General features: G+C 59.3%; 18 protein-coding genes. 2 read left to right on the plus strand and 16 right to left on the minus strand.

What is annotated here, in order from left to right; all coding sequences use genetic code 11:
* Positions 1 to 40: 40 nt before the first annotated feature.
* The 9 genes from lpdA to QD409_RS06590 form a co-directional block, all read right to left on the minus strand.
* Positions 41 to 1,486: a dihydrolipoyl dehydrogenase gene (gene lpdA, locus QD409_RS06550; protein ID WP_430762144.1), complete on the minus strand. Its 1,446-nt coding sequence runs from the start codon at positions 1,484 to 1,486 to the stop codon at positions 41 to 43.
* A 52-nt stretch (positions 1,487 to 1,538) separates the two neighbouring features.
* Positions 1,539 to 2,180 (minus strand): SGNH/GDSL hydrolase family protein, encoded by a 642-nt coding sequence (locus QD409_RS06555; protein ID WP_092845205.1) that lies wholly within the window; start codon positions 2,178 to 2,180, stop codon positions 1,539 to 1,541.
* A gap of 25 nt (positions 2,181 to 2,205) precedes the next feature.
* A complete protein-coding gene (locus QD409_RS06560) occupies positions 2,206 to 3,570 on the minus strand; it encodes a pyruvate dehydrogenase complex dihydrolipoamide acetyltransferase (protein ID WP_430762145.1) in 1,365 nt (454 codons plus the stop codon).
* A 15-nt stretch (positions 3,571 to 3,585) separates the two neighbouring features.
* On the minus strand, positions 3,586 to 4,968 hold the full coding sequence (locus QD409_RS06565; protein ID WP_430762146.1) for a pyruvate dehydrogenase complex E1 component subunit beta: 1,383 nt from the start codon (positions 4,966 to 4,968) through the stop codon (positions 3,586 to 3,588).
* Positions 4,969 to 4,984: 16 nt separating this feature from the next.
* On the minus strand, positions 4,985 to 6,028 hold the full coding sequence (gene pdhA / locus QD409_RS06570) for a pyruvate dehydrogenase (acetyl-transferring) E1 component subunit alpha (protein ID WP_092845199.1): 1,044 nt from the start codon (positions 6,026 to 6,028) through the stop codon (positions 4,985 to 4,987).
* 155 nt (positions 6,029 to 6,183) lie between these two features.
* Positions 6,184 to 6,495 (minus strand): FtsB family cell division protein, encoded by a 312-nt coding sequence (locus QD409_RS06575; protein ID WP_092845197.1) that lies wholly within the window; start codon positions 6,493 to 6,495, stop codon positions 6,184 to 6,186.
* Positions 6,496 to 6,727: 232 nt separating this feature from the next.
* On the minus strand, positions 6,728 to 8,002 hold the full coding sequence (gene eno / locus QD409_RS06580; RefSeq protein ID WP_430762147.1) for a phosphopyruvate hydratase: 1,275 nt from the start codon (positions 8,000 to 8,002) through the stop codon (positions 6,728 to 6,730).
* 149 nt (positions 8,003 to 8,151) lie between these two features.
* Entirely contained in the window at positions 8,152 to 8,991 is an 840-nt protein-coding gene (kdsA, locus tag QD409_RS06585; protein ID WP_430762148.1) for a 3-deoxy-8-phosphooctulonate synthase, read from the minus strand.
* Positions 8,988 to 9,875 carry a VOC family protein gene (locus tag QD409_RS06590; RefSeq protein ID WP_430762149.1) on the minus strand — a complete coding sequence of 296 codons (888 nt, stop codon included), beginning with the start codon at positions 9,873 to 9,875 and terminating at the stop codon, positions 8,988 to 8,990. Before QD409_RS06590 ends, kdsA begins: the two co-directional genes overlap by 4 nt.
* 418 nt (positions 9,876 to 10,293) lie before the next feature.
* Here QD409_RS06590 and lexA point away from each other — a divergent pair, with 418 nt between their 5' ends.
* Complete coding sequence (gene lexA / locus QD409_RS06595; protein ID WP_092845306.1) at positions 10,294 to 11,016, plus strand: transcriptional repressor LexA; 723 nt, start codon at positions 10,294 to 10,296, stop codon at positions 11,014 to 11,016.
* Here lexA and QD409_RS06600 read toward each other — a convergent pair.
* Entirely contained in the window at positions 10,997 to 13,459 is a 2,463-nt protein-coding gene (locus tag QD409_RS06600) for a ComEC/Rec2 family competence protein (protein ID WP_430762150.1), read from the minus strand. The two genes, lexA and QD409_RS06600, sit on opposite strands and share 20 nt — an antisense overlap.
* A 281-nt stretch (positions 13,460 to 13,740) precedes the next feature.
* Here QD409_RS06600 and gltA point away from each other — a divergent pair, with 281 nt between their 5' ends.
* Positions 13,741 to 15,030 carry a citrate synthase gene (gene gltA, locus QD409_RS06605; RefSeq protein ID WP_092845187.1) on the plus strand — a complete coding sequence of 430 codons (1,290 nt, stop codon included), beginning with the start codon at positions 13,741 to 13,743 and terminating at the stop codon, positions 15,028 to 15,030.
* A 28-nt stretch (positions 15,031 to 15,058) separates the two neighbouring features.
* On the opposite strand, the gene lpxB is transcribed toward gltA, so the two are convergent.
* Genes lpxB through bamA form a run of 6 tightly spaced genes read right to left on the minus strand, consistent with a single transcriptional unit; the run spans position 15,059 to position 21,850 of the window.
* The gene (gene lpxB, locus QD409_RS06610) at positions 15,059 to 16,240 is read right to left on the minus strand and encodes a lipid-A-disaccharide synthase (protein WP_430762151.1); all 1,182 of its coding nucleotides are present in this window, start codon (positions 16,238 to 16,240) and stop codon (positions 15,059 to 15,061) included.
* Positions 16,237 to 17,118, minus strand: a complete 882-nt coding sequence (locus QD409_RS06615) for an LpxI family protein (RefSeq protein WP_430762152.1) — start codon at positions 17,116 to 17,118, stop codon at positions 16,237 to 16,239. The genes lpxB and QD409_RS06615 overlap by 4 nt, the downstream gene beginning before the upstream one ends.
* Before the next feature lies 1 nt (position 17,119).
* Positions 17,120 to 17,935 (minus strand): acyl-ACP--UDP-N-acetylglucosamine O-acyltransferase, encoded by an 816-nt coding sequence (gene lpxA, locus QD409_RS06620; RefSeq protein WP_430762153.1) that lies wholly within the window; start codon positions 17,933 to 17,935, stop codon positions 17,120 to 17,122.
* Positions 17,932 to 18,405 carry a 3-hydroxyacyl-ACP dehydratase FabZ gene (gene fabZ / locus QD409_RS06625; RefSeq protein ID WP_092845179.1) on the minus strand — a complete coding sequence of 158 codons (474 nt, stop codon included), beginning with the start codon at positions 18,403 to 18,405 and terminating at the stop codon, positions 17,932 to 17,934. The genes lpxA and fabZ overlap by 4 nt, the downstream gene beginning before the upstream one ends.
* Positions 18,398 to 19,465 (minus strand): UDP-3-O-(3-hydroxymyristoyl)glucosamine N-acyltransferase, encoded by a 1,068-nt coding sequence (gene lpxD, locus QD409_RS06630; RefSeq protein WP_430762154.1) that lies wholly within the window; start codon positions 19,463 to 19,465, stop codon positions 18,398 to 18,400. The genes fabZ and lpxD overlap by 8 nt, the downstream gene beginning before the upstream one ends.
* 51 nt (positions 19,466 to 19,516) lie before the next feature.
* Complete coding sequence (bamA, locus tag QD409_RS06635; RefSeq protein ID WP_430762155.1) at positions 19,517 to 21,850, minus strand: outer membrane protein assembly factor BamA; 2,334 nt, start codon at positions 21,848 to 21,850, stop codon at positions 19,517 to 19,519.
* Positions 21,851 to 22,004 lie beyond the last annotated feature (154 nt).

Genomic DNA, 22,004 nt, shown 5'->3' on the forward strand with positions numbered 1-22,004 from the left:
TGTTTTCCACCCCTCCGATAAAGGGCGTGGCAGGAAATTATCAAGCGTTCAGCACGCGACCATAGGCGTCCAGCACCGCTTCCTTCATCGTTTCCGAAACGGTCGGATGCGGGAAGATCGTGTGCATCAGCTCTTCTTCCGTCGTCTCCAGGTTCATCGCGACGACGAAGCCCTGGATGAGTTCTGTCACTTCGGCGCCAACCATGTGCGCGCCCAGAAGCTCGCCGGTCTTCTTGTCGAAGATGACCTTGCAGAGACCTTGGTCTTCGCCAAGCGCAATCGCCTTGCCGTTGGCAACGAAGGAGAAGCGGCCGACGCGGATATCGCGGCCGAGTTCCTTGGCCTTGGCTTCGGTCAGGCCGACTGAGGCAACCTGCGGGTGGCAATAGGTACAGCCCGGAACCTTGCTCTTGTCCGTCGGGTGAACATTCGGCAGGCCGGCGATCTTCTCGATGCAGACAACGCCCTCATGCTCGGCCTTATGGGCCAGCATCGGCGGGCCGGCGACGTCGCCGATCGCGTAGATGCCCGAAACGTTGGTCTTACCGTAACCATCGATAACCACGCAGCCGCGGTCTGTCTTCACGCCAAGCGCCTCGAGGCCGAGGTTTTCGATGTTGCCCTGCACGCCGACGGCCGAAATCATGCGGTCGGCAACGATCTGCTGAACCTTGCCGTCTTCGGTTTCGACATGGGCGGTGATGCTGTTGGCAGCCTTGTCGACCTTCGTGACCTTCGCATTGGTGAAGATCTTCAGGCCACGCTTTTCAAGCTGCTTGCGGGCGATGCCGGAGATTTCGGCGTCTTCGACCGGCATGACCGTCGGCATGACTTCGACGACAGTAACGTCGACGCCCATCGAGCGATAGAAGCTTGCGAATTCGATGCCGATGGCACCCGAGCCCATGACGAGCAGCGATTTCGGCAGGAAGTCCGGCTTCAGCGCTTCGAAGTAGGTCCAGATCAGCTTGCCATCCGGCTCGATGCCCGGCAGCGCACGCGGGCGGGCGCCGGTGGCGACGATGATGTGCTTGGCGGTATAGGTGCCCTCGCCCTTGACGTTCTTCGGCACCGGATGCTGCGGCTCGACCACCGGCTTGGTCGACTTGCTGACGACGATCTCGCCGGGCTTCGTGATCTTGGCTTCGCCCCAGATGACATCGACCTTGTTCTTCTTCATCAGAAAGCCGACGCCGTTGTTCAAACGGGCGGAAACGCCGCGCGAGCGGGCAACGACCGCCTTCACATCCGCGCTCACCTTGCCTTCGAGAACGAGGCCGTAATCTTTCAGATGGTTGGAATGATCGAGAATTTCAGCCGAACGGAGCAGCGCCTTTGTGGGTATGCAGCCCCAGTTGAGGCAGATGCCGCCCAGGTGCTCGCGCTCGACGATCGCCGTCTTCAGGCCAAGCTGGGCGGCGCGCACGGCGGCGACATAACCGCCCGGACCGGAGCCGATGATAATGACGTCGTAATTCTCAGCCATGTGTTTCCTGCCTTATTGGTGGCGGCGGATCGAAGCCGGCGCCTTGACTGTATCAGAGACCGAGCATCATCCGCACGATCGGCTCGAGGCCGCGACCGAGCGCCCGGGTATTTTCAGCATCGAGATGTACGCCATCGAGCGGCGTGGTGACGGCGACCGTATTGGCATCGAAGAAGCCGCAGCCCAGCTCGTCAGCCAGATCGCTATAGAGCGTCGGCAGCTTGCTCGATTCCTTGACTGCGCCGAGATAGCTGGCCGCAAAAGCAGCATTGGCGGTCTCGGAGATTGTCGGCGGGGCGACGATGAGGATATCGGGCACCTCGTAGTCGAACCCCCAAGCATGATTGCGCACGAGCTGGACCAAGCGGCTGATGCCCTGCAGAGCGGCGAAAGCCGAGCCGGCGACGACCGGCTTCATATCGTTGGTGCCGAGCAGGATAATCACGAGATCGAGCGGGTTGTGGCTCTGCAAGATCGTCGGCAGAATCCTCGCACCGTTGCGATCGCAATCGGCGAGATGATCGTCGAACGCCGTCGTGCGGCCGTTCAATCCTTCCGGGATCACGCGAACCTGGTTGCCGAGCGCCTTTTGCAGCACGCTCGGCCACCGATCCTCATAGGCATGACGGCCGACCGTTTCGGCACTGTAGCCCCATGTCAGCGAGTCGCCGTAACACAGAACAGTCTTGGTCATTCATGCCTCCGTATCGCAGCAAGGCTCAGACGAGCATCCCCATCGGATTTTCGATGTAGCCCTTGAAGGCTGCCAGGAGCTCGGCGCCAAGCGCACCGTCGACGGCACGATGGTCGGTCGACAGCGTGACGGTCATCACGGTGGCAATCGCCATTTCGCCCTTCTTGACGATGACGCGCTGTTCGCCCGCGCCGACGGCCAGGATGGTCGCATGCGGCGGGTTGACGACGGCAGCGAAGTTCTTGACGCCCATCATGCCCATGTTCGACACGGCCGTGGTGCCACCCTGATACTCCTCAGGCTTCAGCTTGCGCTCCTTGGCGCGCTTGCCGTAATCCTTCATCTCGTTGGAGATGGTGGAGAGCGTCTTCTGGTCGGCGCTGCGGATGATCGGCGTGATCAGGCCGCCCGGAATGGAAACGGCAACGCCGACATCGGCATGCTTGTGCTTGACCATGTTGCTGTCGGTCCAGGATACGTTGGCATCCGGAACGTCACGCAGTGCCAGCGCCAGGGCCTTGATGACCATGTCGTTGACCGAGAGCTTATAGGCCGGCACACCGTCCTTCGACTTCGGAGCGGAATCGTTGAGCTGCGTGCGGAGCGCCAGAAGCGCATCGAGTTCGCAATCGACCGAGACGTAGAAGTGCGGGATCGTCTGCTTGGATTCCTGCAGGCGCTTGGCGATCGTCTTGCGCATACCGTCATGCGGCACCAGCTCGTAGGAACCGGGCTCGAACAGCTTGAGGATGGCATCGTCCGACATGCCCTTCGGTGCTGCCGGAGCAGCAGCGGCAGCCGGCTGTGCAGCCGGTGCTGCTGAGGGAGCAGCCTTTGCAGTGCCGCCGGAAATCGCAGCCTCGATATCCTTCTTGATGACGCGACCATGCGGGCCGGAGCCGGCGAGTGCCGCAACATCAATGCCGGCGTCCTTTGCAAGACGGCGGGCGAGCGGGGACGCGAAGGTGCGATGACCGTCGTTTGCAGCCGGAGCGGATGCAGCGGAAGCCGGAGCGGATGCGGCGGCCGGAGCCGCAACGCTTGCCGGAGCAGGTGCCGCAGCGGGAGCGGCCGCCGGGGCTGCTTCCGCCTTCGGAGCAGGAGCCGGAGCGGCGCCAGCACCGGAAGCCGCAACCGCGACATCTTCGCCATCGGCAGCGAGCACGGCGATCAGGGCATTGACCTTCACGCCTTCGGTGCCTGCAGGAACGACGATCTTGGCGACGGTGCCTTCATCGACGGCCTCGACTTCCATCGTTGCCTTGTCAGTCTCGATCTCGGCGATCACGTCGCCGGACTTGATCTTGTCGCCTTCCTTGACCAGCCACTTGGCGAGGTTACCCTCTTCCATGGTCGGCGAGAGGGCAGGCATGGTGATGTTGATAGGCATCGATGAGCCCTCCCCTTACTTGTAGCAAACGGCCTTTACCGCATCGACCACTTCGGCGACGCTCGGGAGCGCCAGCTTTTCGAGGTTGGCGGCATATGGCATGGGTACGTCCTTGCCGGCGATCGTCAGGATCGGCGCATCGAGATAGTCGAAGGCCTGCTGCATGACGCGGGTGGCGATTTCCGTGCCGACGGAAGACTGCGGATAGCCTTCCTCGACGGTGACAAGGCGGCCAGTCTTCTTGACCGACTCGATGACCGTCGGAAGATCCATCGGACGGATGGTGCGCAGGTCGATGAGTTCGACATCGATGCCCTGGGCTTCCAGCTCGGCAACCGCCTTCGTCGCATAGGTCATGCCGATGCCGAAGGAGACGACCGTGACGTCCTTGCCCGGACGATGGATGCGGGCCTTGCCGATCGGCACCGTGAAATCATCGAGCTTCGGCACGTCGAAGTGCTGACCGTAGAGAATTTCGTTCTCAAGGAAGATGACCGGGTTCGGATCGCGGATAGCCGACTTCAGCAAGCCCTTGGCATCGGCTGCCGTGTAGGGCATGACAACCTTGAGGCCGGGGATCTGGCTATACCAGGCGGCGTAATCCTGGCTGTGCTGAGCGCCGACGCGGGCTGCTGCGCCGTTCGGGCCGCGGAAGACGATCGGAGCGCCCATCTGGCCGCCGGACATATAGAGCGTCTTGGCAGCGGAGTTGATGATTTGGTCAATCGCCTGCATGGCGAAGTTGAACGTCATGAACTCGACGATCGGGCGAAGGCCGGCCATAGCGGCACCGACGCCGATACCGGCAAAGCCGTGCTCGGTGATCGGGGTATCGATGACGCGGCGCGCGCCGAATTCCTGCAGCAGGCCCTGGGTCACCTTGTAGGCGCCCTGATATTCGGCCACTTCCTCACCCATGACGAAAACGTCGGGATTGGCGCGCATTTCTTCGGCCATCGCGTCGCGCAGTGCTTCACGCACCGTCATAGACACCATTTCAGTGCCGGCCGGAATTTCCGGATCGGCGGCTGCGGCAACCTTCGGCTGAGCCGGAACCGGTGCCGCTGCAGGCGCCGGAGCGGCGGCGGCAGCTTCGGTCTTTACCGGCTGGGCGGCAGGTGCTGCCTTGGCAGACGAAATAGCGTCGGCAGATTCACCGTCCTGCAAGAGGATGGCGATCTTGGTGTTGACCTTGACGCCTTCGGTGCCGGCGTCGATCAGCAGCTTGCCGATCGTGCCTTCGTCGACAGCTTCCACTTCCATGGTGGCCTTGTCGGTTTCGATTTCGGCAATGACGTCACCGGAAACGACCTTGTCGCCTTCCTTCTTAAGCCATTTCGAAAGGGTACCCTCTTCCATCGTCGGAGAAAGGGCGGGCATGAGAATGTCGATGGGCATAGTGTCCCTCCCCGATTTAGAGCAGAATGTCGGTGTAGAGCTCGGATGCATCCGGCTCAGGATCGTTCTGGGCGAAATCGGCGCTGTCGGCAACGATCTCGCGGACATCCTTGTCGATATCCTTCAGATCGTCTTCGCTTGCCCAGCCCTTTTCGAGCAGGCGAGCGCGAACCTGCTCGATCGGGTCATGTTCGGAGCGCATCTTCTGCACTTCATCCTTGGAACGATACTTCGCCGGGTCGGACATGGAGTGACCGCGATAACGATAGGTCATCATTTCGAGGATGATCGGACCATTGCCGGAGCGGCAATGCGCAACGGCTTCGTCAGCCGCGGCCCTGACCGCACGAACGTCCATGCCGTCGACCTGGATGCCCGGAATGCCGAAGGAAGCGCCGCGCTTGGAGAAATCGGCCTGAGCGGTAGCGCGGGCGGTCGAGGTGCCCATGGCGTATCGGTTGTTTTCGATCACGAAAATCACCGGCAGCTTCCACAGCTGCGCCATGTTGAAGCTTTCGTAGACCTGGCCCTGGTTGGCAGCGCCGTCGCCGAAATAGGCGACACTGACATTGTCATTGCCGCGATACCAGTTGGCAAAGCCGAGACCGGTGCCGAGCGAGACCTGCGCGCCGACGATGCCGTGGCCGCCATAGAAGTTCTTTTCCTTGGAGAACATGTGCATGGAGCCGCCCTTCCCTCGGGAATAGCCGCCCTTACGTCCGGTCAGCTCGGCCATGACGCCGCGCGCGCTCATGCCGGTTGCGAGCATATGGCCGTGGTCGCGATAGCCGGTAATGATCTGGTCGCCATCCTTCAGCGCCATCTGCATGCCGACGACGACAGCTTCCTGGCCGATGTAAAGGTGACAGAAGCCGCCGATGAAGCCCATGCCGTAAAGCTGGCCGGCTTTCTCCTCGAAGCGGCGGATCAAGAGCATCTCACGATAAGCCTTGAGCTCCGCATCACGATCGAAATCTGCGATCGGACCGCCATTGGTTTCTTTGGCAGGTCTTGATGCTGTCTTACGGCTGGAAACGGACGCGTTCTTTCGCGGCGCCATTCAACCCTCCCTGTGTGAGTAGCCTCGTTTGTGGTGAAGCTAACATAGGCAAGATTGTTCGCCACAGCAATGCTATAATTGCATGGCTCATATTCTCTGCAAACTATTGATATAAATCGCAAAAACACAATTAACCGGAATTCGGTTAATTGTGGCTATTTATTGAAAATGACGATTTCGTTCGCCTTGGAGTAGGTCAATTGGTAGCGCGCATGCTGGTCGAGCATATCCTTATCCAGGGAGCCGTCACTGAGCAGAGCGACCTCCTTTTCAAGATGCTCGCGCCTGGCAACCAGATCCGCCAATTCCTTGCCACGGTCGATGCGGCGCTGTTCGAAAACCTCCGTCGCCTTCAGGCCGTAGTCGCCGTGAACGCAATGATAACCGAAGTAACTCACAAAAGCGATCGTGATGGCGGGAAGAACGAAACGACCGAACTTTCTCTTCTTATGATACTTTGTCCACATACTCGCTCGAAACGCTCTGCCGTTAGGCGATCCCATCACGACCCACGCTGCAAGCATTGCAGCCAGAGACAAGATCACATCAAATCAAACACCTAGAGCTAATTTAACCGGCAGAGATTAACCGTCCGTTGACTCTAACTGCGCCGGTCAACAAAAAACCGCGCCCAAAGGCGCGGTTCGATTTCAACGGATAACGCGGCCGAGGATCCAATGGGATCCAGCGGATCTGGCATCAGCCGCGCAAGATGGAGCGGCCGGCATACTTTGCCTGCGGGCCAAGCGCTTCTTCGATGCGGATGAGCTGGTTGTACTTGGCAAGACGGTCGGAGCGCGACAGCGAGCCGGTCTTGATCTGGCCGCAGTTGGTGGCAACGGCGAGATCGGCGATCGTGGAGTCTTCCGTTTCGCCCGAGCGGTGCGACATGACGGCCGTGTAGTTGGCCTTATGCGCGGTTTCGACGGCGTCGAGGGTCTCGGTGAGCGAGCCGATCTGGTTGACCTTGACGAGGATCGAATTGGCAACGCCCATGCGGATACCGTCGCGCAGGCGGGCGGAGTTGGTGACGAACAGGTCGTCGCCGACGAGCTGGGTCTTCTTGCCGATCAGGTCGGTCAGCGTCTTCCAGCCTTCCCAGTCGTCTTCAGCCATGCCGTCTTCGATCGAAACGATCGGGTACTTGGCGGCGAGTTCTGCAAGGTACTCGGCCATTGCTCCGGATTCCAACGTGCGGCCTTCACCTTCGAGCACGTACTTGCCGTCCTTGAAGAATTCGGTCGAGGCGCAATCGAGGCCGAGAGCGATTTCATCGCCCGGCTTGTAGCCAGCCTTTTCGATCGACTTCATGATGAAGTCGAGGGCTGCCGGGGCGCTGGAAAGACCCGGAGCAAATCCGCCTTCGTCACCGACGTTGGTGTTGTGGCCCTGCGACGCCAGTTCCTTCTTCAGAACGTGGAAGATTTCCGAACCCATGCGAACGGCGTCGCGGATGGATTCAGCGCCAACCGGCAGGATCATGAATTCCTGGAAGTCGATCGGGTTGTCGGCGTGAGCGCCGCCGTTGATGATGTTCATCATCGGAACCGGCAGCAGGCGGGCGTGAGCGCCGCCGACGTAACGATAGAGCGGCAGGTTGGCGCTCTGGGCAGCAGCCTTGGCAACAGCGAGCGAGACGCCGAGGATGGCGTTGGCGCCGAGGCGCGACTTGTTCGGCGTGCCGTCGAGCTCGATCATGATGTTGTCGAGCTGGATCTGGTTTTCAGCATCCATGCCGCCGATCGCGTCGAAGATTTCCGAGTTGACGGCTTCGACAGCCTTTTCGACGCCCTTGCCGTGATAGCGCTTGCCGCCATCGCGCAGCTCGACAGCTTCATGCGCGCCGGTCGAGGCGCCCGACGGAACCGCCGCGCGGCCCATGCTGCCATCTTCAAGGTAGACATCGACTTCGACAGTCGGATTGCCACGGCTGTCGAGAATCTCGCGGGCGATAATGTCGGTGATTGCGGTCATGATAGCTTCCTGCTCGCTGGTTTATAAATCGATTTAAATCGTTTTAATCGAAGGTGTGGAAATTACAATGTCGATCCACACCGTTGATTTGGCACCCTTACAGGCCGCGTAGCGCAAATTCATGTCAGCCTGTTGAACACCCGTATTTCTCAAGCCTTGGCGATGGCGTCAAAGGCCAGCAACTTCTCCAGAAGCCGCGGCATATCCTTCAAATAGACCATGTTCGGACCGTCCGAGGGCGCGTTGTCCGGGTCCTCATGGGTTTCGACGAAGACGCCCGCAACGCCAACGGCAACGGCGGCACGCGCCAGCGTCTCGACGAATCGGCGATCCCCCCCGGTCGAGTCACCCTGCCCGCCGGGCTGCTGCACCGAATGGGTCGCATCGAAGATCACCGGTGCGCCCATCGATGCCATGATCGGCAGCGAGCGCATGTCGGAGACGAGTGTGTTGTAGCCAAAAGAGGCGCCACGCTCGCAGAGAAGAATGTTCGGATTGCCGCTGTCGTTTAGCTTGGCAAGCACATTCTTCATGTCCCAGGGCGCGAGGAACTGCCCCTTCTTGACGTTGACGACGCGGCCGGTCTTGGCGGCGGCCACCAGAAGATCGGTCTGGCGCGAGAGGAAAGCGGGGATCTGCAGGATATCGACCGTCTTGGCGACGACAGCGCACTGCTCTTCCGTGTGGATGTCGGTCAAAACAGGAAAGCCGTACTCCTTTTTCAGATCGGCAAAGACTTCCATGGATGTTTCAAGGCCAATGCCGCGCTTGCCAGAGAGCGACGTGCGGTTCGCCTTGTCATAGGACGACTTGTAAACAAGGCCGATGCCGAGATTCTCGCAGAGTTCCTTCAGGACGCCGGCAACCATGAACGCATGCTCGCGGCTTTCCATCTGGCAGGGACCGGCAATCAGGGAGAGCTTGGCGGTGTTGGAAAACAGAACCTTAGAAGCTCCTTCGCCGACGATCACTTCGGAATTCGTGCTCATGCTATCTCCTCGAAGGCGAACAACGCCCCCTGTTCGGGCGCCAGCCGTGCCAAAATACGATTGTTCTTACGCGTATATGTGACGCCGTTAGCAGCGAAATGCGACGATGTCACGGAAAGATCGCGCGTTTTGAAAAGGATTGCTCGCGCCCGCAAGCCCGGATCATGATCGCCGACCCGCAAATCGTAAAATGCTTCTATCCCTTGCGGCGTCAGAAGCTCGATATCGGCGTTGGCCGCCTTGATCGTCAGCCCGAAGGAGTGCTCAAAAATTCGGGGGTTGCCGACGACGTGCTCGAAGAAGCTGCGGAACGCGGCCGGCTTCGTTGCCGACATCGCTACCCGTGCAATGCCGGTCACGCCGTTCTCATGGCGCTCGAGCGCGCCGCGATCCGCCGGCAGCGGATTGATGCGCTGACAGCAGAAGGCCAGAAAATCCGGCGCTCGCAGATCGGCGGCAAAGGCCAGGCGAAAACCGGCCGTGGTTTGCGTTCCATCCGGCATCCTCATGGGCCGGGAGAAATCCAGCATCCGCCCCGCCGAGATCGTGGCAGCCCTGAAACGTTTGTCATCCACAGCAGCATCATCGGTACCGAAAACCACTGCCGAGAAACCATCCTCGCTGACACGGAAGCGATAGGCCTGATCGCGCGCGACGAAGACATTGCCATCGGCAATGCTCGTCTCGCATTGCTCTTGCGACGCCACACCCAGAGGTTCGAGATAGGTCTTGTCGGCAAAGAAGACGCAGGCATTCTCGGTGCCGAAAGGATGACGCGCGTCCGGAGCCACGGTAAAGCCGAGCTTACCGAGACGTTCACGCGCCAGAGCGATGTTGACGGTCGGCAGCACGAGATGATCCAGCGGGTGCGGCGATGAAATCATGGTTTCTCCTGTTTCCCTGCAGGTGCAGATTTGCGCCTATCCGTCGCCTAATTCAAGATGGAAGCAACGAGCACAAAGCAGGCGGCGTGAACGAAACGCAATCTCGGAAACGTGATTACTGATTCTCTTCCATAGCGGGCTTATCCGACGAAGTGTCGTACGCGTAGAGGCATCAGACGCACCCGCTGAACCAGGAAAGTCTTCGTGGCGGTACGGACGGCATTTCCTATATTTATCCGCAGGTTAGCGCAGACGTGACGTGCAAGTGTCTTCAGGCGATACATTCGACAGTGATAATTATTTAATTGCCCGAACAAGGCTTTACCGAAATTTAAGCACTTGCGGAACACATATGGAACATATAGTGTCCGTTCTGGATTTGTTTCACGACTTTTTCTTGATCTGGGGTTCCAAGACGATGTTGACGCGCAAGCAGCAGGAACTGCTTCTCTTCATTCACGAACGCATGAAGGAGTCCGGTGTTCCACCATCTTTCGACGAGATGAAGGATGCGCTGGATCTTGCATCGAAGTCCGGAATTCACCGGCTGATCACGGCGCTCGAGGAGCGCGGCTTCATCCGCCGACTGCCGAATCGCGCCAGGGCGCTTGAAGTCATCAAGCTGCCGGATGCCTATAATTCGAGTTTGCAGCAGCGACGCGGCTTTTCGCCGAGCGTCATCGAAGGCAGCCTTGGCAAGCCCCAGCCCGTTGCCCCGCCGGCTCCACCGAAAGTGGCAAATGACGATCACAATAGTGCGGTATCCGTGCCGGTCATGGGCCGCATCGCGGCAGGCGTTCCGATCTCGGCCATTCAGAACAATACGCATGATATAACCGTTCCCGCCGACATGCTTGGTGCAGGCGATCACTATGCTTTGGAAGTACGGGGCGATTCGATGATCGATGCCGGCATTTTCGATGGCGATACGGTCATTATCCGCAATTCGACGACTGCCAATCCGGGCGATATCGTCGTCGCTCTCGTCGACGATGAAGAGGCAACGCTGAAGCGCTTCCGTCGCAAAGGCGCCTCGATCGCTCTCGAAGCCGCCAATCCGGCCTACGAGACCCGTATCTTCGGGCCTGACCGGGTCAAGGTTCAGGGAAAGCTGGTCGGCCTTATTCGCCGTTATCACTAGCCGGTGATGGCCGCGATCCGATGGGAGCACCGAACGTTCCGGTGCGCCAATCGTAGGTCCGATGCCGGGTCCATGGGCGCTGAGGATTTTCGAATGCTGTGGAGACGATAGGGATGTCGCCGCGCAGGTCCATTTCGACTGATCCGCTTCGCCGCAACGTCGCGCCGGTAAAGAGCATCGCGCCTGAGCGGCAGCGGTCGAGACGCAGGCGTATCGCTGTCACGACGATATTGGCCGTATCGCAGGCCGGTGGCAGATAGGCTGCGTTTTCGATGGTGACCAGAATGGTCCCATTCTCAAGCATTGCAACGCACCATGCGCCTTTCTGGCAGGCGAAGCTCCCCTGCATCGTCTGATCGAGGGCCTCTCCCATTGCCTTGCGTACCGCCTTCTGTTCGTCCGCGCTTAATCGGCGACGGCGCTGCTTCTTGCTGATCTGAGGAAGCCGGCTATCGGCAGGAAGGATCGTTGGAGGCTGGTGCTCAGCTGCAACCAGTGCCTTCTGCCATTGCTCGAAAATAAAGGTCTGTGGTCTTTCACGATTAGTCGCCAATATCCCGTCCTGCCTGAGAGCAACCAAGGCACCGTCCTCGGAGATCATCAGATCAGGCTTCTGCACGCCGGAGCCGAATGCCGCCGCGCCAATCGTCGCAAGCAGCAAGACGAAGCCCAGATGGCGCAGCCTGGTTCGCAGCACACTCATGATCAGAAAGCCGGCGATGAACGTCGGCATCAGCCATGCCGGCTGGCGTCCGAACGTGATATCGCCGCCCCAGCCGGCAACTGTCTTGGCAACAAGGATGACGAGCTCCAGTCCCTCGCCGGTGACTTTCCAGAATGGCCCGTCGAGGCCGAAAGGCATGAGCAGCATGGCGACCATGCCGAATGGCATGACGATAAAGGAGACAATAGGCATGGCGGCAAGATTGGCGGCAAGGCCGTATGTCGCCAGTCGGTGAAAATACTCTATCGAGAAGATCGCGGTCGAAGCGCCACCGATGAACGAGGTCGATAATATGCCGCCGAAGAAACGCGAAACGAACAGCAGCGGACTCAGGAACTTCGACCGTGAAAGGATGCTTTCACGATGCCGCCTTCGTTTCCAGAGCGTGTAGCCCGACACCAGCGCCAGCGTTGCGGCATAGGACATCTGAAAGCTCGGCCCGAGCACCTGCGATGGTGAGAGAACGAGAATGACAATCGCAGAGAGCGCCACATTGCGGAGACTGATCGACGGCCGGTCGAGCAGGACCGCAACCAGCATGATCGCCATCATGATGAAAGCCCGCTCGGCCGACACGCCGAAGCCGGAAATTAGGTAATAGGCGGTCACTGTAACCAGCGCGCCGAAGGCAGCGATCTTCTTGGTTGGCCACGCCTGCACCAGACCTGGGAACAGGCTGAACAGGTATCGCAGGCCGACATAGAAGATGCCGGCCGAAAGCGCCATGTTCAGGCCGGAAATGGCGATGATGTGGGTCAGCCCGGCAACTCGCAGCGCCTCGGTCGTATCATCCGAAATCGCTCGTCTCTCATCGGTGACAAGTGCCGCCGCAAAGGCGCCGACATCACCAGGCAAGGTCCGTCTGATCCTGTCGCCTATGCTGTTGCGAAGGCCGGCAAGCCAGATATCCGCCTTATCCAGCAGCGAGTTTTCCGCAGCATCACCGCTCGGAGACAATAATGTCAGGGCGCCGTAGGCAAAGCCATTCGCACCGATGCCGTTAAAGTAGGAGCTGAATGCGAAATCGTTGAGGCGAGGCAGCGCAGGGCCTGCAGGCGGCGTCAGACGCGCCCTGCCCTGAATACGATCGCCGAGATTGAACGGTTCCGCCTGCTTGCGCACAAAGATCGTTACGCGTTCCGGCGGCCTGTGAACAGACGGCTTCTCCGTCGCCTCGACTTTGACGACGTATCTCCATCGACCGTTGTCGTAGGTTTCGCGTCTTTCGACCCGGCCGGTCACGGTCGTCGTCACCGCCGAATCGAGCATGATGGTCGATGCCCGCCAGCTCTCCAGCTGCGCCAAGGCCATGCCGAGACTTATCAGCATGCCGGCGAACAGCAGATGCCGAACCAGCTGGCCGGATTCCCGCCTGAAAAGAAAGCCACCCGTCAGCAGCAGAAACCCGACCAGGATAGTCTGCGGAGGCGGATCGCTGGCGAGCGTGAACCAGAAGATCGCACCCAGGCCCATATAGATCGGGGCGAACAGGATGGCGCGGCCGTGCGCCGCCTCCTCTTCGATAAGGCGTCCAATAACGACTCGTATATGATTGAGCGCCAGGTAGAGCCGCCCTGACAGGGGAGCATGGTCCTGTGTCCGCTCCCGTTGCTCAGCTTTGGCACGAAAGACGACTGTGGCGATGGCGCGGCGATGCCGCGATGGCAGAACAAGATCCTGGCCATCCTCCTGCTGCTCCGGTGCCTCCAAATTAGGCATTCGCCGCCTGCCCCACGCAAAACTACAGCTTTCGCGCGATTTTTGCCGTCACCGTTCGGTGAATTCAACCAAAATCATCGCGATCGTGGCCAAACGGAGCTGATTGCCCTTGGCAGAATGACCTATGGCCCTAGTGCAGTGCCCAAAAGTTGATACTGCAATGCACAATTCGGCATTGGGATAACTTGGCATTAGGCTCTGGATCATATAGCTAGTCGGTAGTCGCTTAACCTTTTGGCGCTTTTTATGGCGTCAATCCCGCCAAATCTTGGAGGATCAGCATGACGGAACAAAGCGCGAAACTAACTTGGGGCGAAAAGACGGTGGACTTGCCGGTCAAAACCGGAACCATCGGCCCGAGTGTCATTGATATTGGTGCCCTTTATAAGAACACCTCCACTTTCACATATGATCCTGGCTTCACCTCGACGGCGTCGTGCGAGTCCAGCATCACCTATATCGATGGCGACGAAGGCGTTCTCCTGCATCGCGGCTATCCGATCGACCAGCTGGCCGAACACGGCGATTTCCTCGAGGTCTGCTACCTGCTCCTTTACGGCGAACTGCCGACGGCAGCTCAGAAAAAGGACTTCGACTATCGGGTCGTGCACCACACCATGGTGCATGAGCAGATGTCGCGTTTCTTCACCGGTTTCCGCCGCGATGCGCATCCGATGGCGGTCATGTGCGGCTGCGTTGGCGCTCTGTCGGCCTTCTACCATGACTCGACCGATATCACCGATCCGCATCAGCGCATGGTCGCAAGCCTGCGCATGATCGCCAAGATGCCGACGCTCGCCGCCATGGCCTACAAGTACCATATCGGCCAGCCCTTCGTTTATCCGAAGAACGATCTCGACTACGCATCGAACTTCCTGCGCATGTGCTTTGCCGTTCCTTGCGAAGAATACGTGGTCAATCCGGTGCTCGCACGCGCCATGGACCGCATCTTCATCCTGCATGCCGACCACGAGCAAAATGCATCGACCTCGACGGTTCGCTTGGCCGGCTCGTCGGGTGCCAATCCGTTCGCCTGTATCGCAGCGGGCATTGCCTGCCTCTGGGGCCCGGCTCACGGCGGCGCCAACGAAGCTGCGCTCAACATGCTCAGCGAAATCGGCTCGGTCGACCGCATTCCGGAATACATTGCCCGCGCCAAGGACAAGAACGACCCGTTCCGTCTGATGGGCTTCGGTCACCGCGTTTACAAGAACTACGACCCGCGCGCCAAGATCATGCAGAAGACGGCGCACGAAGTTCTCGGCGAACTCGGCATCAAGGACGATCCGCTGCTCGACATCGCAATCGAGCTCGAGCGCATCGCACTGACCGATGAGTACTTCATCGAGAAGAAGCTCTATCCGAACGTCGACTTCTACTCCGGCATCACGCTGAAGGCTCTGGGCTTCCCCACGACCATGTTCACCGTTCTGTTCGCTCTCGCCCGCACCGTCGGCTGGATCGCTCAGTGGAACGAGATGATCGAGGATCCGCATCAGCGCATCGGCCGTCCGCGCCAGCTCTATACCGGCGCACCGCTGCGCGAATACGTTCCGGTTTCCAAGCGTTAAGCCTCGGAAATAACATTAGAAAAGCCGGTCAGAAATGACCGGCTTTTTTGTTGGACAAGACCTCAAGAACGATTGCCGCCGCCTTGTCGCCGGGCGGCTCCTCCGTCTGCATGCGCTGCCACACCAGATCGTAACCGGCAAGCATTGCCGCTTGCTCGGGAGTGTCGGTCGAAAGACGCTCCATGTATCGGGCAAGCAGGCCGGGCCGCAAGACATCATTGATGAGCTCGGGCAGGACGGCGTAGTCGGCAATGAGGTTCGGCAGGGCTGCCGTCCATACCTTGATGCGCGACATCACGAACTTGGCGAGCCACTCCGTCTTGTAAGTCGAAACGACCGGAACGCCGGCCAGACCCAACTCCAGGATCACCGTGCCTGATGCAGCCATTGCGGCATCAGCGAGGGCGAATGCTTGCCACTTTGCACGCTGGCCCACAAGAACTTCCGGCTTGGCACTCCAGCTCTCAAGCAGAGAACGCACCAGAGCCTCCTGCTTCGGCACAGTCGGTAGCAGATAGCGTACGTTATCGTTTCTCCGGCTAAGCTCTTCGGTAGCCCGCTCAAAAACAGGCAGAAGCTGGCGTATTTCCGAGCCACGCGAGCCGGGCAGGAGAAGGACGGTCTTCAGGTCGCTTCCCGCCTTTATATCGCGCAGTGCGCGCTGACGGCGTGTCTCGAGCAGATCGGCATCGACAGTCAGCCGATGGCCGACATAGGTCGTCGCCGGGCCGCCCAGCCGTTGCATGGCTTCCGGCTCGAACGGGAGCACCGCCAGCACATGATCGACATAGGCGAGCATTTTCTGCGCGCGATATTCCTTCCACGCCCATACACTAGGGCAGACGTAGTTGACGATCGGCAGATCAGGGAGCGCCTTGCGCACCCTTTTCGCCACGCGATGCGTGAAATCCGGGCTGTCGATAATGAGGAGAATGTCGGGTTTCGCGGCGATAATGGCATCAGCCGTCTGCCGGATGCGGGCCAGCAGCTTCGGCAGGCGCTTGATCACCTGGATGAAGCCCATGATCGAGAGCTCGGAATAATCGAACAGCGACCGGAGACCCTGGGCCTCCAGCGCCTCACCACCGACGCCGATCAACTCCACAGGGCCGTCATACTGTCGCTTCAGCGCAGCAACGAGATCGCCACCCAGCAGGTCGCCGGAAACCTCTCCCGCTATGACGGCAAGTTTTAGAGGCGCTCCGCTCAAAAGAAGCTCCCTGCGCTCAATCCTCGGTCGATACCGCAGACAAAAATGCCCGCGTTGTCCGCAGCGGCAATCACGGCCTCGCGGTCAAGAACCAGTGCCCTGCCCGCTTCGATCGCGACGCCAGCAAGCCCTGCTTTCTTGGCGTTGAGCACGGTCGAGACGCCGATCGACGGCAGATCGGCACGAACATCCTGTTGCGGCTTGCAAAGCTTGACCAGTACGCCACGACGGCGCCTCGATATGCGCCCTTCGGCGCGCAGTTCGGCAACACGCTCGATCATCTTATCGGTGCCCTCGGCACCCTCGAGCGCGACAACCCGACCACCGACGCTGACTGCGCCCTGCCCGATGTCCAGAAGTCCGAGCGCATCGGCCGCCTTGGCACCCTGCGCGATATCGCGCAGATCCTCATCTGACGGGGAAAGCCTGCCCAGAGGGCCCGTGGTCGCCAGTAAATCGGGGGCAATTTCATGCGCGCCCACGACGCGAACGCCGCCGGCCTCGATCAGACGAATGACCATTTGCAGAACGGCATTGTCGCCGCCGGAAAGAAGCGTTCGTACGGTCGAGGGCAATTCCTTGATGACACGCCACGTGGGATGCACTTCGCGCCAGGCGGGACGCCGCGCCACGCCGCCGGACATGACGACACGATCCACGCCGTAACGGCGAAACGTCGCTTCAAGTCCGGCAAAATTGCCGACACCGAGATTGGCGTGATCGAAGCTGGACCAATCACGATCCGCCTCATTCGTCAGCGCGATGACGACCGGGTCTTCGCCAGCCTGACGAGCGGCCTCGGCGACATAAACGGGCAAAAAGCCACTGCCTGCGATGATCGCCAGCCTGCCCCCGCCGTTTTGGCTGGCCGAAACCACGTCAGCTCTTGCCGCGATTGGGGGACGACAGCGCGCGATCGCTATCGGCTGCGATGAAATCAAGGATCTCCATCGCTTCCTTGCAATCGGCATATTCCTCGCGGATCGCCGCTGCATTGTCCCTAATCGAACCTTCGCCCTCGAAAATGCTCTTGTAGGCACGTCGAACCCGGTGAATGACCGCACGGTCTGTGCCCGCACGCGTCATGCCGACGATGTTGAGACCGGAAAGTACGCCCGGATTTCCGTTCAGCATGCCATAGGGAATGACATCGTAACTTGCGGCAGAAAGGCCGCCGACGAAGGCTTGCCGGCCGATGCGGGTAAACTGATGCACTGCGCAGCCGCCCCCGAGGATGGCCCGGTCTTCAACGACCACATGTCCTGCCAGCATGACGTTGTTCGACATGATGACATTATTGCCGACGCGGCAATCATGCGCCACATGCGAATTAGCCAGGAACAGATTGTTGTTGCCGACAATCGTCTTGCCGCCGAAATCGGCCGTGCCGGTGTTCATCGTGACACCCTCGCGGATCGTGCAGTTCTCACCGACATCCAGCGTCGTCTCTTCGCCGCCGTGGTGAACGCTTTGCGGGTCGCCGCCGACAACCGCCATCGGGAATATCTTCGTTCCCTTGCCAATCGTCGTGCGACCGGTAACGACGGCATGTGTCAGCAAACGAACATCGTCATGCAGCACAACCTTGGAGCCGACGTGGCAGAAAGGTCCGACCTCGACGTTCTCGCCTATAATGGCACCATCCTCAACGACCGCGAGCTTATGGATGCGCGCGCTTTTTGCGATGCTGCTCATGCCTCGTTCTGATCCTTCCGCACGATCATCGCCCCGATATCCGCTTCGGCAACCAGGTTGCCATCGACCTTGGCGTCGCAATGGAATTTCCAGATGGTACCGCGCTGCTTCAGTTTGGCGACATGAAATTCGACACGATCACCCGGAACAACCGGTTTGCGGAAACGGGCGTTGTCGATCGTCATGAAGTAGACGAGATTTCCGCCGATACCATCTTTCCGTGCACAGATCGCACCGGCCGTTTGCGCCATGCCTTCAATGAGCAAAACGCCCGGCATGATCGGCGACCCCGGGAAATGTCCGGTGAATTGCGGCTCATTCGCCGTTACGTTCTTGATGCCGATCGCGGAGTTATCGCTATCGATCTCGATGATCTTGTCGACCATCAGGAAAGGATAGCGATGCGGCAACAGCTTCATTATTTCCAGAACATCGGCCGACGACAATGACGTCTTGGCTTCCTCAGTCATGCTCCGCACTCCCGTCTTTCTTGTCTCTGGCTCCTGACCGCTTCGCGATCTCCGCCGACTCTCTCAGAAAATCCCATAGCGGCCGCGCTGGAATACCAGCATAGCGCTCGCCCGCCGGAATATCATTCATAACACCACTCTTGGCGCCGATCTGCACGCCATCGCCGATGTGGATATGCCCGTTGAGGCCAGCCTGGCCACCGATCTGCACACCATCGCCAACCACCGTACTGCCGGCGATACCGACCTGACTGACGATAGCACAGTGGCGACCGATGCGGACGTTATGTCCGATCTGCACCTGGTTGTCGATCTTGGTGCCCTCACCGATCACGGTGTCATCCATCGTGCCCCGGTCGATCGTCGTATTGGCGCCGATCTCGACGTTGTCCTGGATGATGACCCGGCCAATCTGCACGATCTTGATCATGCCGCGCGGCCCCGGCGCATAGCCGAAGCCATCCTGACCGATGCGCGCGCCATTGTGGATGATGACACCATTGCCGAGATATGCGCAGAGCACGCTCGCGCCGCCGCCGATGCTGCAATTGCGTCCGATCTTCACGCCCGGCCCGATAAGGGCATTGGCGCCGATATAGGTCCCCTCGCCGATCTCAGCGCCCGCACCGATGACCGCACCAGGCTCGACGCCAACATTGGCCTCCAGCTTCGCCGTCGCATCGATTACCGCTGCGGGCGATACGGTCGCCGGATTAGACGTGAACGTAACGGGGCGCATTGCTTCCGGATGCAGCAACGCACCGGCAAGCGCAAAATCCGTATGCGGCTTTTTGGATAGAAGCACCGGAATATGCTCGGGGATGAAAGACTTCAGCGCCGGCAAACAGATGATTGCCGAAGCCTTGCAGGTCTCCAGCTCAGCGCGATTCTTCCGAGAAAGAATGTAGCAAATATCGCCCTCGCCTGCGCGATAGACGGGAGCAATCGATCTGATGACGACCTCCGAAGAGGCCTCATCAGCAAGCTCCACCCCAAGATGCACAGCCAGTTGTTTCAAGCTGACGCCACCATGGGGTGGGAAAAAACCAGTATGTTCCATAAGCACCAGCTCCAGAACGGTGTTCAAGCCCGCAGTTCTGGACTGCCGATATCAGAACTGATTGGCGATGCCAAACCGGAAATTCTGAACCTTGTCGTAGCTTTCCTTGGCGACCGGCACTGCGTAGTCGACACGGATAACACCGAACGGCGAAGACCAGATCAGACCAGCACCGAGCGAAGCTCGAAGCGAGCTGTCGTTGTTCAGCGTATCACCGAAGAGGTTTGCCTTATTGCCATAAAGCGTACCTGCATCAGCGAAAGCTGCTATGCGAAGGCCGATATCCTGCGGGACGCCCGGCATCGGCATGCTCGCTTCAGCCGAAGCGGTGAAGTAGGTCGTACCACCGAGCGGGTCGCCATGCGACGAACGCGGGCCGATACCAGCATTCTCGAAGCCGCGGATTTCACGACCACCGAGGGTGAACTGATCGAAAACGTTCAGCTTGCCATCCGTCGGCATCACGTAACCCGCACCGACCGTCAGCGAGCCGATGATATCGGCTTCGTCGCTGATCATGTGGTAGTAACGAGCCTTGCCGCTCAACTTGTAGAAGTTGGAGTCGCCGCCGAGGCCTGCAAATTCATGCGTGAACTTGGCGATGAGACCTTCACGCGGCAGATTCTGGTCGTCCAGCGTGTTGTAGGTAAAGGTCTGCGAAACCGTCGACTGGGTCCAAGGACCGTTATTGACAAGATTCAGATACGGAGCCGAAAGATTGTTCTGCCAATCATTCGTGCCATCATAGGTCAGACGCTTGTAGTTGTAGCGCAGGGTCGTCGCCAGGTTCTCGGTGATCGGCGCAGTGACGCGCAGCGAGAAGCCTTCTTCCGAATAGTCGTAGAAGTCGTCGCTCGAGGTCTGGTTCTTGAAGATATCAAAACCGGCAGCCAGACGATAACCGAGGAAGTAGGGCTCGGTGAACGAGATATTGTAGGTACGATTGCCTTCCGTACCGGCACCTGCGGCGACGCGGATGTACTGACCGCGGCCGAGGAAGTTCTTTTCTTCAACCGAGGCTTCCAGCAGCAGACCGCCGTTGTTGCCGACAGCGTAACCAGCACCGATCCCGAACGAGCCGGTCGGCTGGTCTTCGACGTTGACGATTACGACGACACGATCCGGAGCACTGCCCTGTGCCGTCGAAACATCGACCTTCGTGAAGTAACCAAGCGCATCGAGGCGACGCTTGGCGCGCGTGATCATTTCCTGGTTGAACGCATCGCCTTCGTTGAGATCGAACTCGCGACGGATGACGTAATCGCGCGTGCGGGTGTTGCCGCGGATTTCGATACGCTCGACATAGGCACGCTCGCCCTGGTCGACCAGATATTCGATACCGATCGTGTGGCCAGTCAGATCGCGGTTGCCGCGCGGCGTGATGCGGGCGAACGGATAACCGGCGGAAGCTACGCGCTTGGAAATGTTCTCGATCGAGGTCTGGATATCCTTGGCGCTGTAAACAGAGCCCTTCTGGGTGATAACGAGACCTTTCAGCTCGTCGGCGTTGATGCCGTCGACCGTCGAAACGACGTTGATATCGCCATAGGTGTAGCGCGGACCTTCATCGACATTGAAGTTCAGCGTGTATTCGTTGCTCTGCTCGTTCAGCGTCGCATCCGCGCTCACGATGCGGAAGTCCGCATAGCCGTGATTGTAGTAGAACTGGCGCAGAGCGTCCTGGTCGGCCTGCTGGCGATCCGGGCTGTAGACGTCCTTACGGGTCAGGAACGACAGGAAGTTGCTCTTCTTGGTGCTGATCACCGAAGCAAGACGGCCGCTGCCGTAAGCCTGGTTGCCCGAGAAGTTGATCTTGTCGATCTTGGTACGATCGCCTTCATTGATGACGAAGGCCACGTTGAGGCGGCCCTGCCCGACCTGCGCGGTCTGCGTCGTCACCTGCACATCGTTACGACCGATGGAGGCGTAGGCGTCCTTGATGGTCTTGATATCGGCCTGGACGGTAGCTTCGTTGTACGGGCCGGCAGAGTGCGTCTGGACGATGCCCTGAAGCTTGTCGTCCTTGATCTTGTGGTTGCCGTTGAAGACCACAGCGTTGATGAGCTGGTTTTCCTTGACCGAGATGACAAGGGTGCTGCCCGAAACGCTAATATGGACATCGGAGAAATATCCGGTGGCATAGAGCTGCTTCACCGAAGAATCGATGTCGCTGGGAGAGAAGCTCTTGCCGGGCTTAATCGTGATATTGTCACGGACAGCCGTTGCCCCGACGCGTTCTGCGCCCCGGACATCGACCCGCTGTATGACAGCGGCTTCCGCGACTGAGGCAGAGGCAAGGGTGATAACACCAGCACCCGACGCAACAACACCAGCAGACAGCGCTACCGCCGACACTGCGTTCAATAATCTTGAACCAGCCTTCATTTTCACTTCTTACCTTTTTTTCAGTCGTCCCCAGCCCCGAGCGAACCCGATTCCGGCCACGTGTGTCGTTTTACCCGCTTTTGACATACAAGCAAGGGAGCAAGTTAATTTCCGTTTACTTCATTTCAAAGCGTGACCCATTCGCCACTACAGC

It is taken from the genome of Rhizobium sp. BR 315 (assembly GCF_050577975.1).
Classification (GTDB): Bacteria; Pseudomonadota; Alphaproteobacteria; order Rhizobiales; family Rhizobiaceae; genus Rhizobium; species Rhizobium miluonense.

Bases quoted from the DNA above. Each gene is read 5' to 3' on its own strand.
- lpdA (WP_430762144.1), bottom strand. From the start codon at position 1,486: ATGGCTGAGAATTACGACGTCATTATCATCGGCTCCGGTCCGGGCGGT.
- QD409_RS06555 (WP_092845205.1), bottom strand. From the start codon at position 2,180: ATGACCAAGACTGTTCTGTGTTACGGCGACTCGCTGACATGGGGCTAC.
- QD409_RS06560 (WP_430762145.1), bottom strand. From the start codon at position 3,570: ATGCCTATCAACATCACCATGCCTGCCCTCTCGCCGACCATGGAAGAG.
- QD409_RS06565 (WP_430762146.1), bottom strand. From the start codon at position 4,968: ATGCCCATCGACATTCTCATGCCCGCCCTTTCTCCGACGATGGAAGAG.
- pdhA (WP_092845199.1), bottom strand. From the start codon at position 6,028: ATGGCGCCGCGAAAGAACGCGTCCGTTTCCAGCCGTAAGACAGCATCA.
- QD409_RS06575 (WP_092845197.1), bottom strand. From the start codon at position 6,495: ATGTGGACAAAGTATCATAAGAAGAGAAAGTTCGGTCGTTTCGTTCTT.
- eno (WP_430762147.1), bottom strand. From the start codon at position 8,002: ATGACCGCAATCACCGACATTATCGCCCGCGAGATTCTCGACAGCCGT.
- kdsA (WP_430762148.1), bottom strand. From the start codon at position 8,991: ATGAGCACGAATTCCGAAGTGATCGTCGGCGAAGGAGCTTCTAAGGTT.
- QD409_RS06590 (WP_430762149.1), bottom strand. From the start codon at position 9,875: ATGATTTCATCGCCGCACCCGCTGGATCATCTCGTGCTGCCGACCGTC.
- lexA (WP_092845306.1), top strand. From the start codon at position 10,294: ATGTTGACGCGCAAGCAGCAGGAACTGCTTCTCTTCATTCACGAACGC.
- QD409_RS06600 (WP_430762150.1), bottom strand. From the start codon at position 13,459: ATGCCTAATTTGGAGGCACCGGAGCAGCAGGAGGATGGCCAGGATCTT.
- gltA (WP_092845187.1), top strand. From the start codon at position 13,741: ATGACGGAACAAAGCGCGAAACTAACTTGGGGCGAAAAGACGGTGGAC.
- lpxA (WP_430762153.1), bottom strand. From the start codon at position 17,935: ATGAGCAGCATCGCAAAAAGCGCGCGCATCCATAAGCTCGCGGTCGTT.
- fabZ (WP_092845179.1), bottom strand. From the start codon at position 18,405: ATGACTGAGGAAGCCAAGACGTCATTGTCGTCGGCCGATGTTCTGGAA.
- lpxD (WP_430762154.1), bottom strand. From the start codon at position 19,465: ATGGAACATACTGGTTTTTTCCCACCCCATGGTGGCGTCAGCTTGAAA.
- bamA (WP_430762155.1), bottom strand. From the start codon at position 21,850: ATGAAGGCTGGTTCAAGATTATTGAACGCAGTGTCGGCGGTAGCGCTG.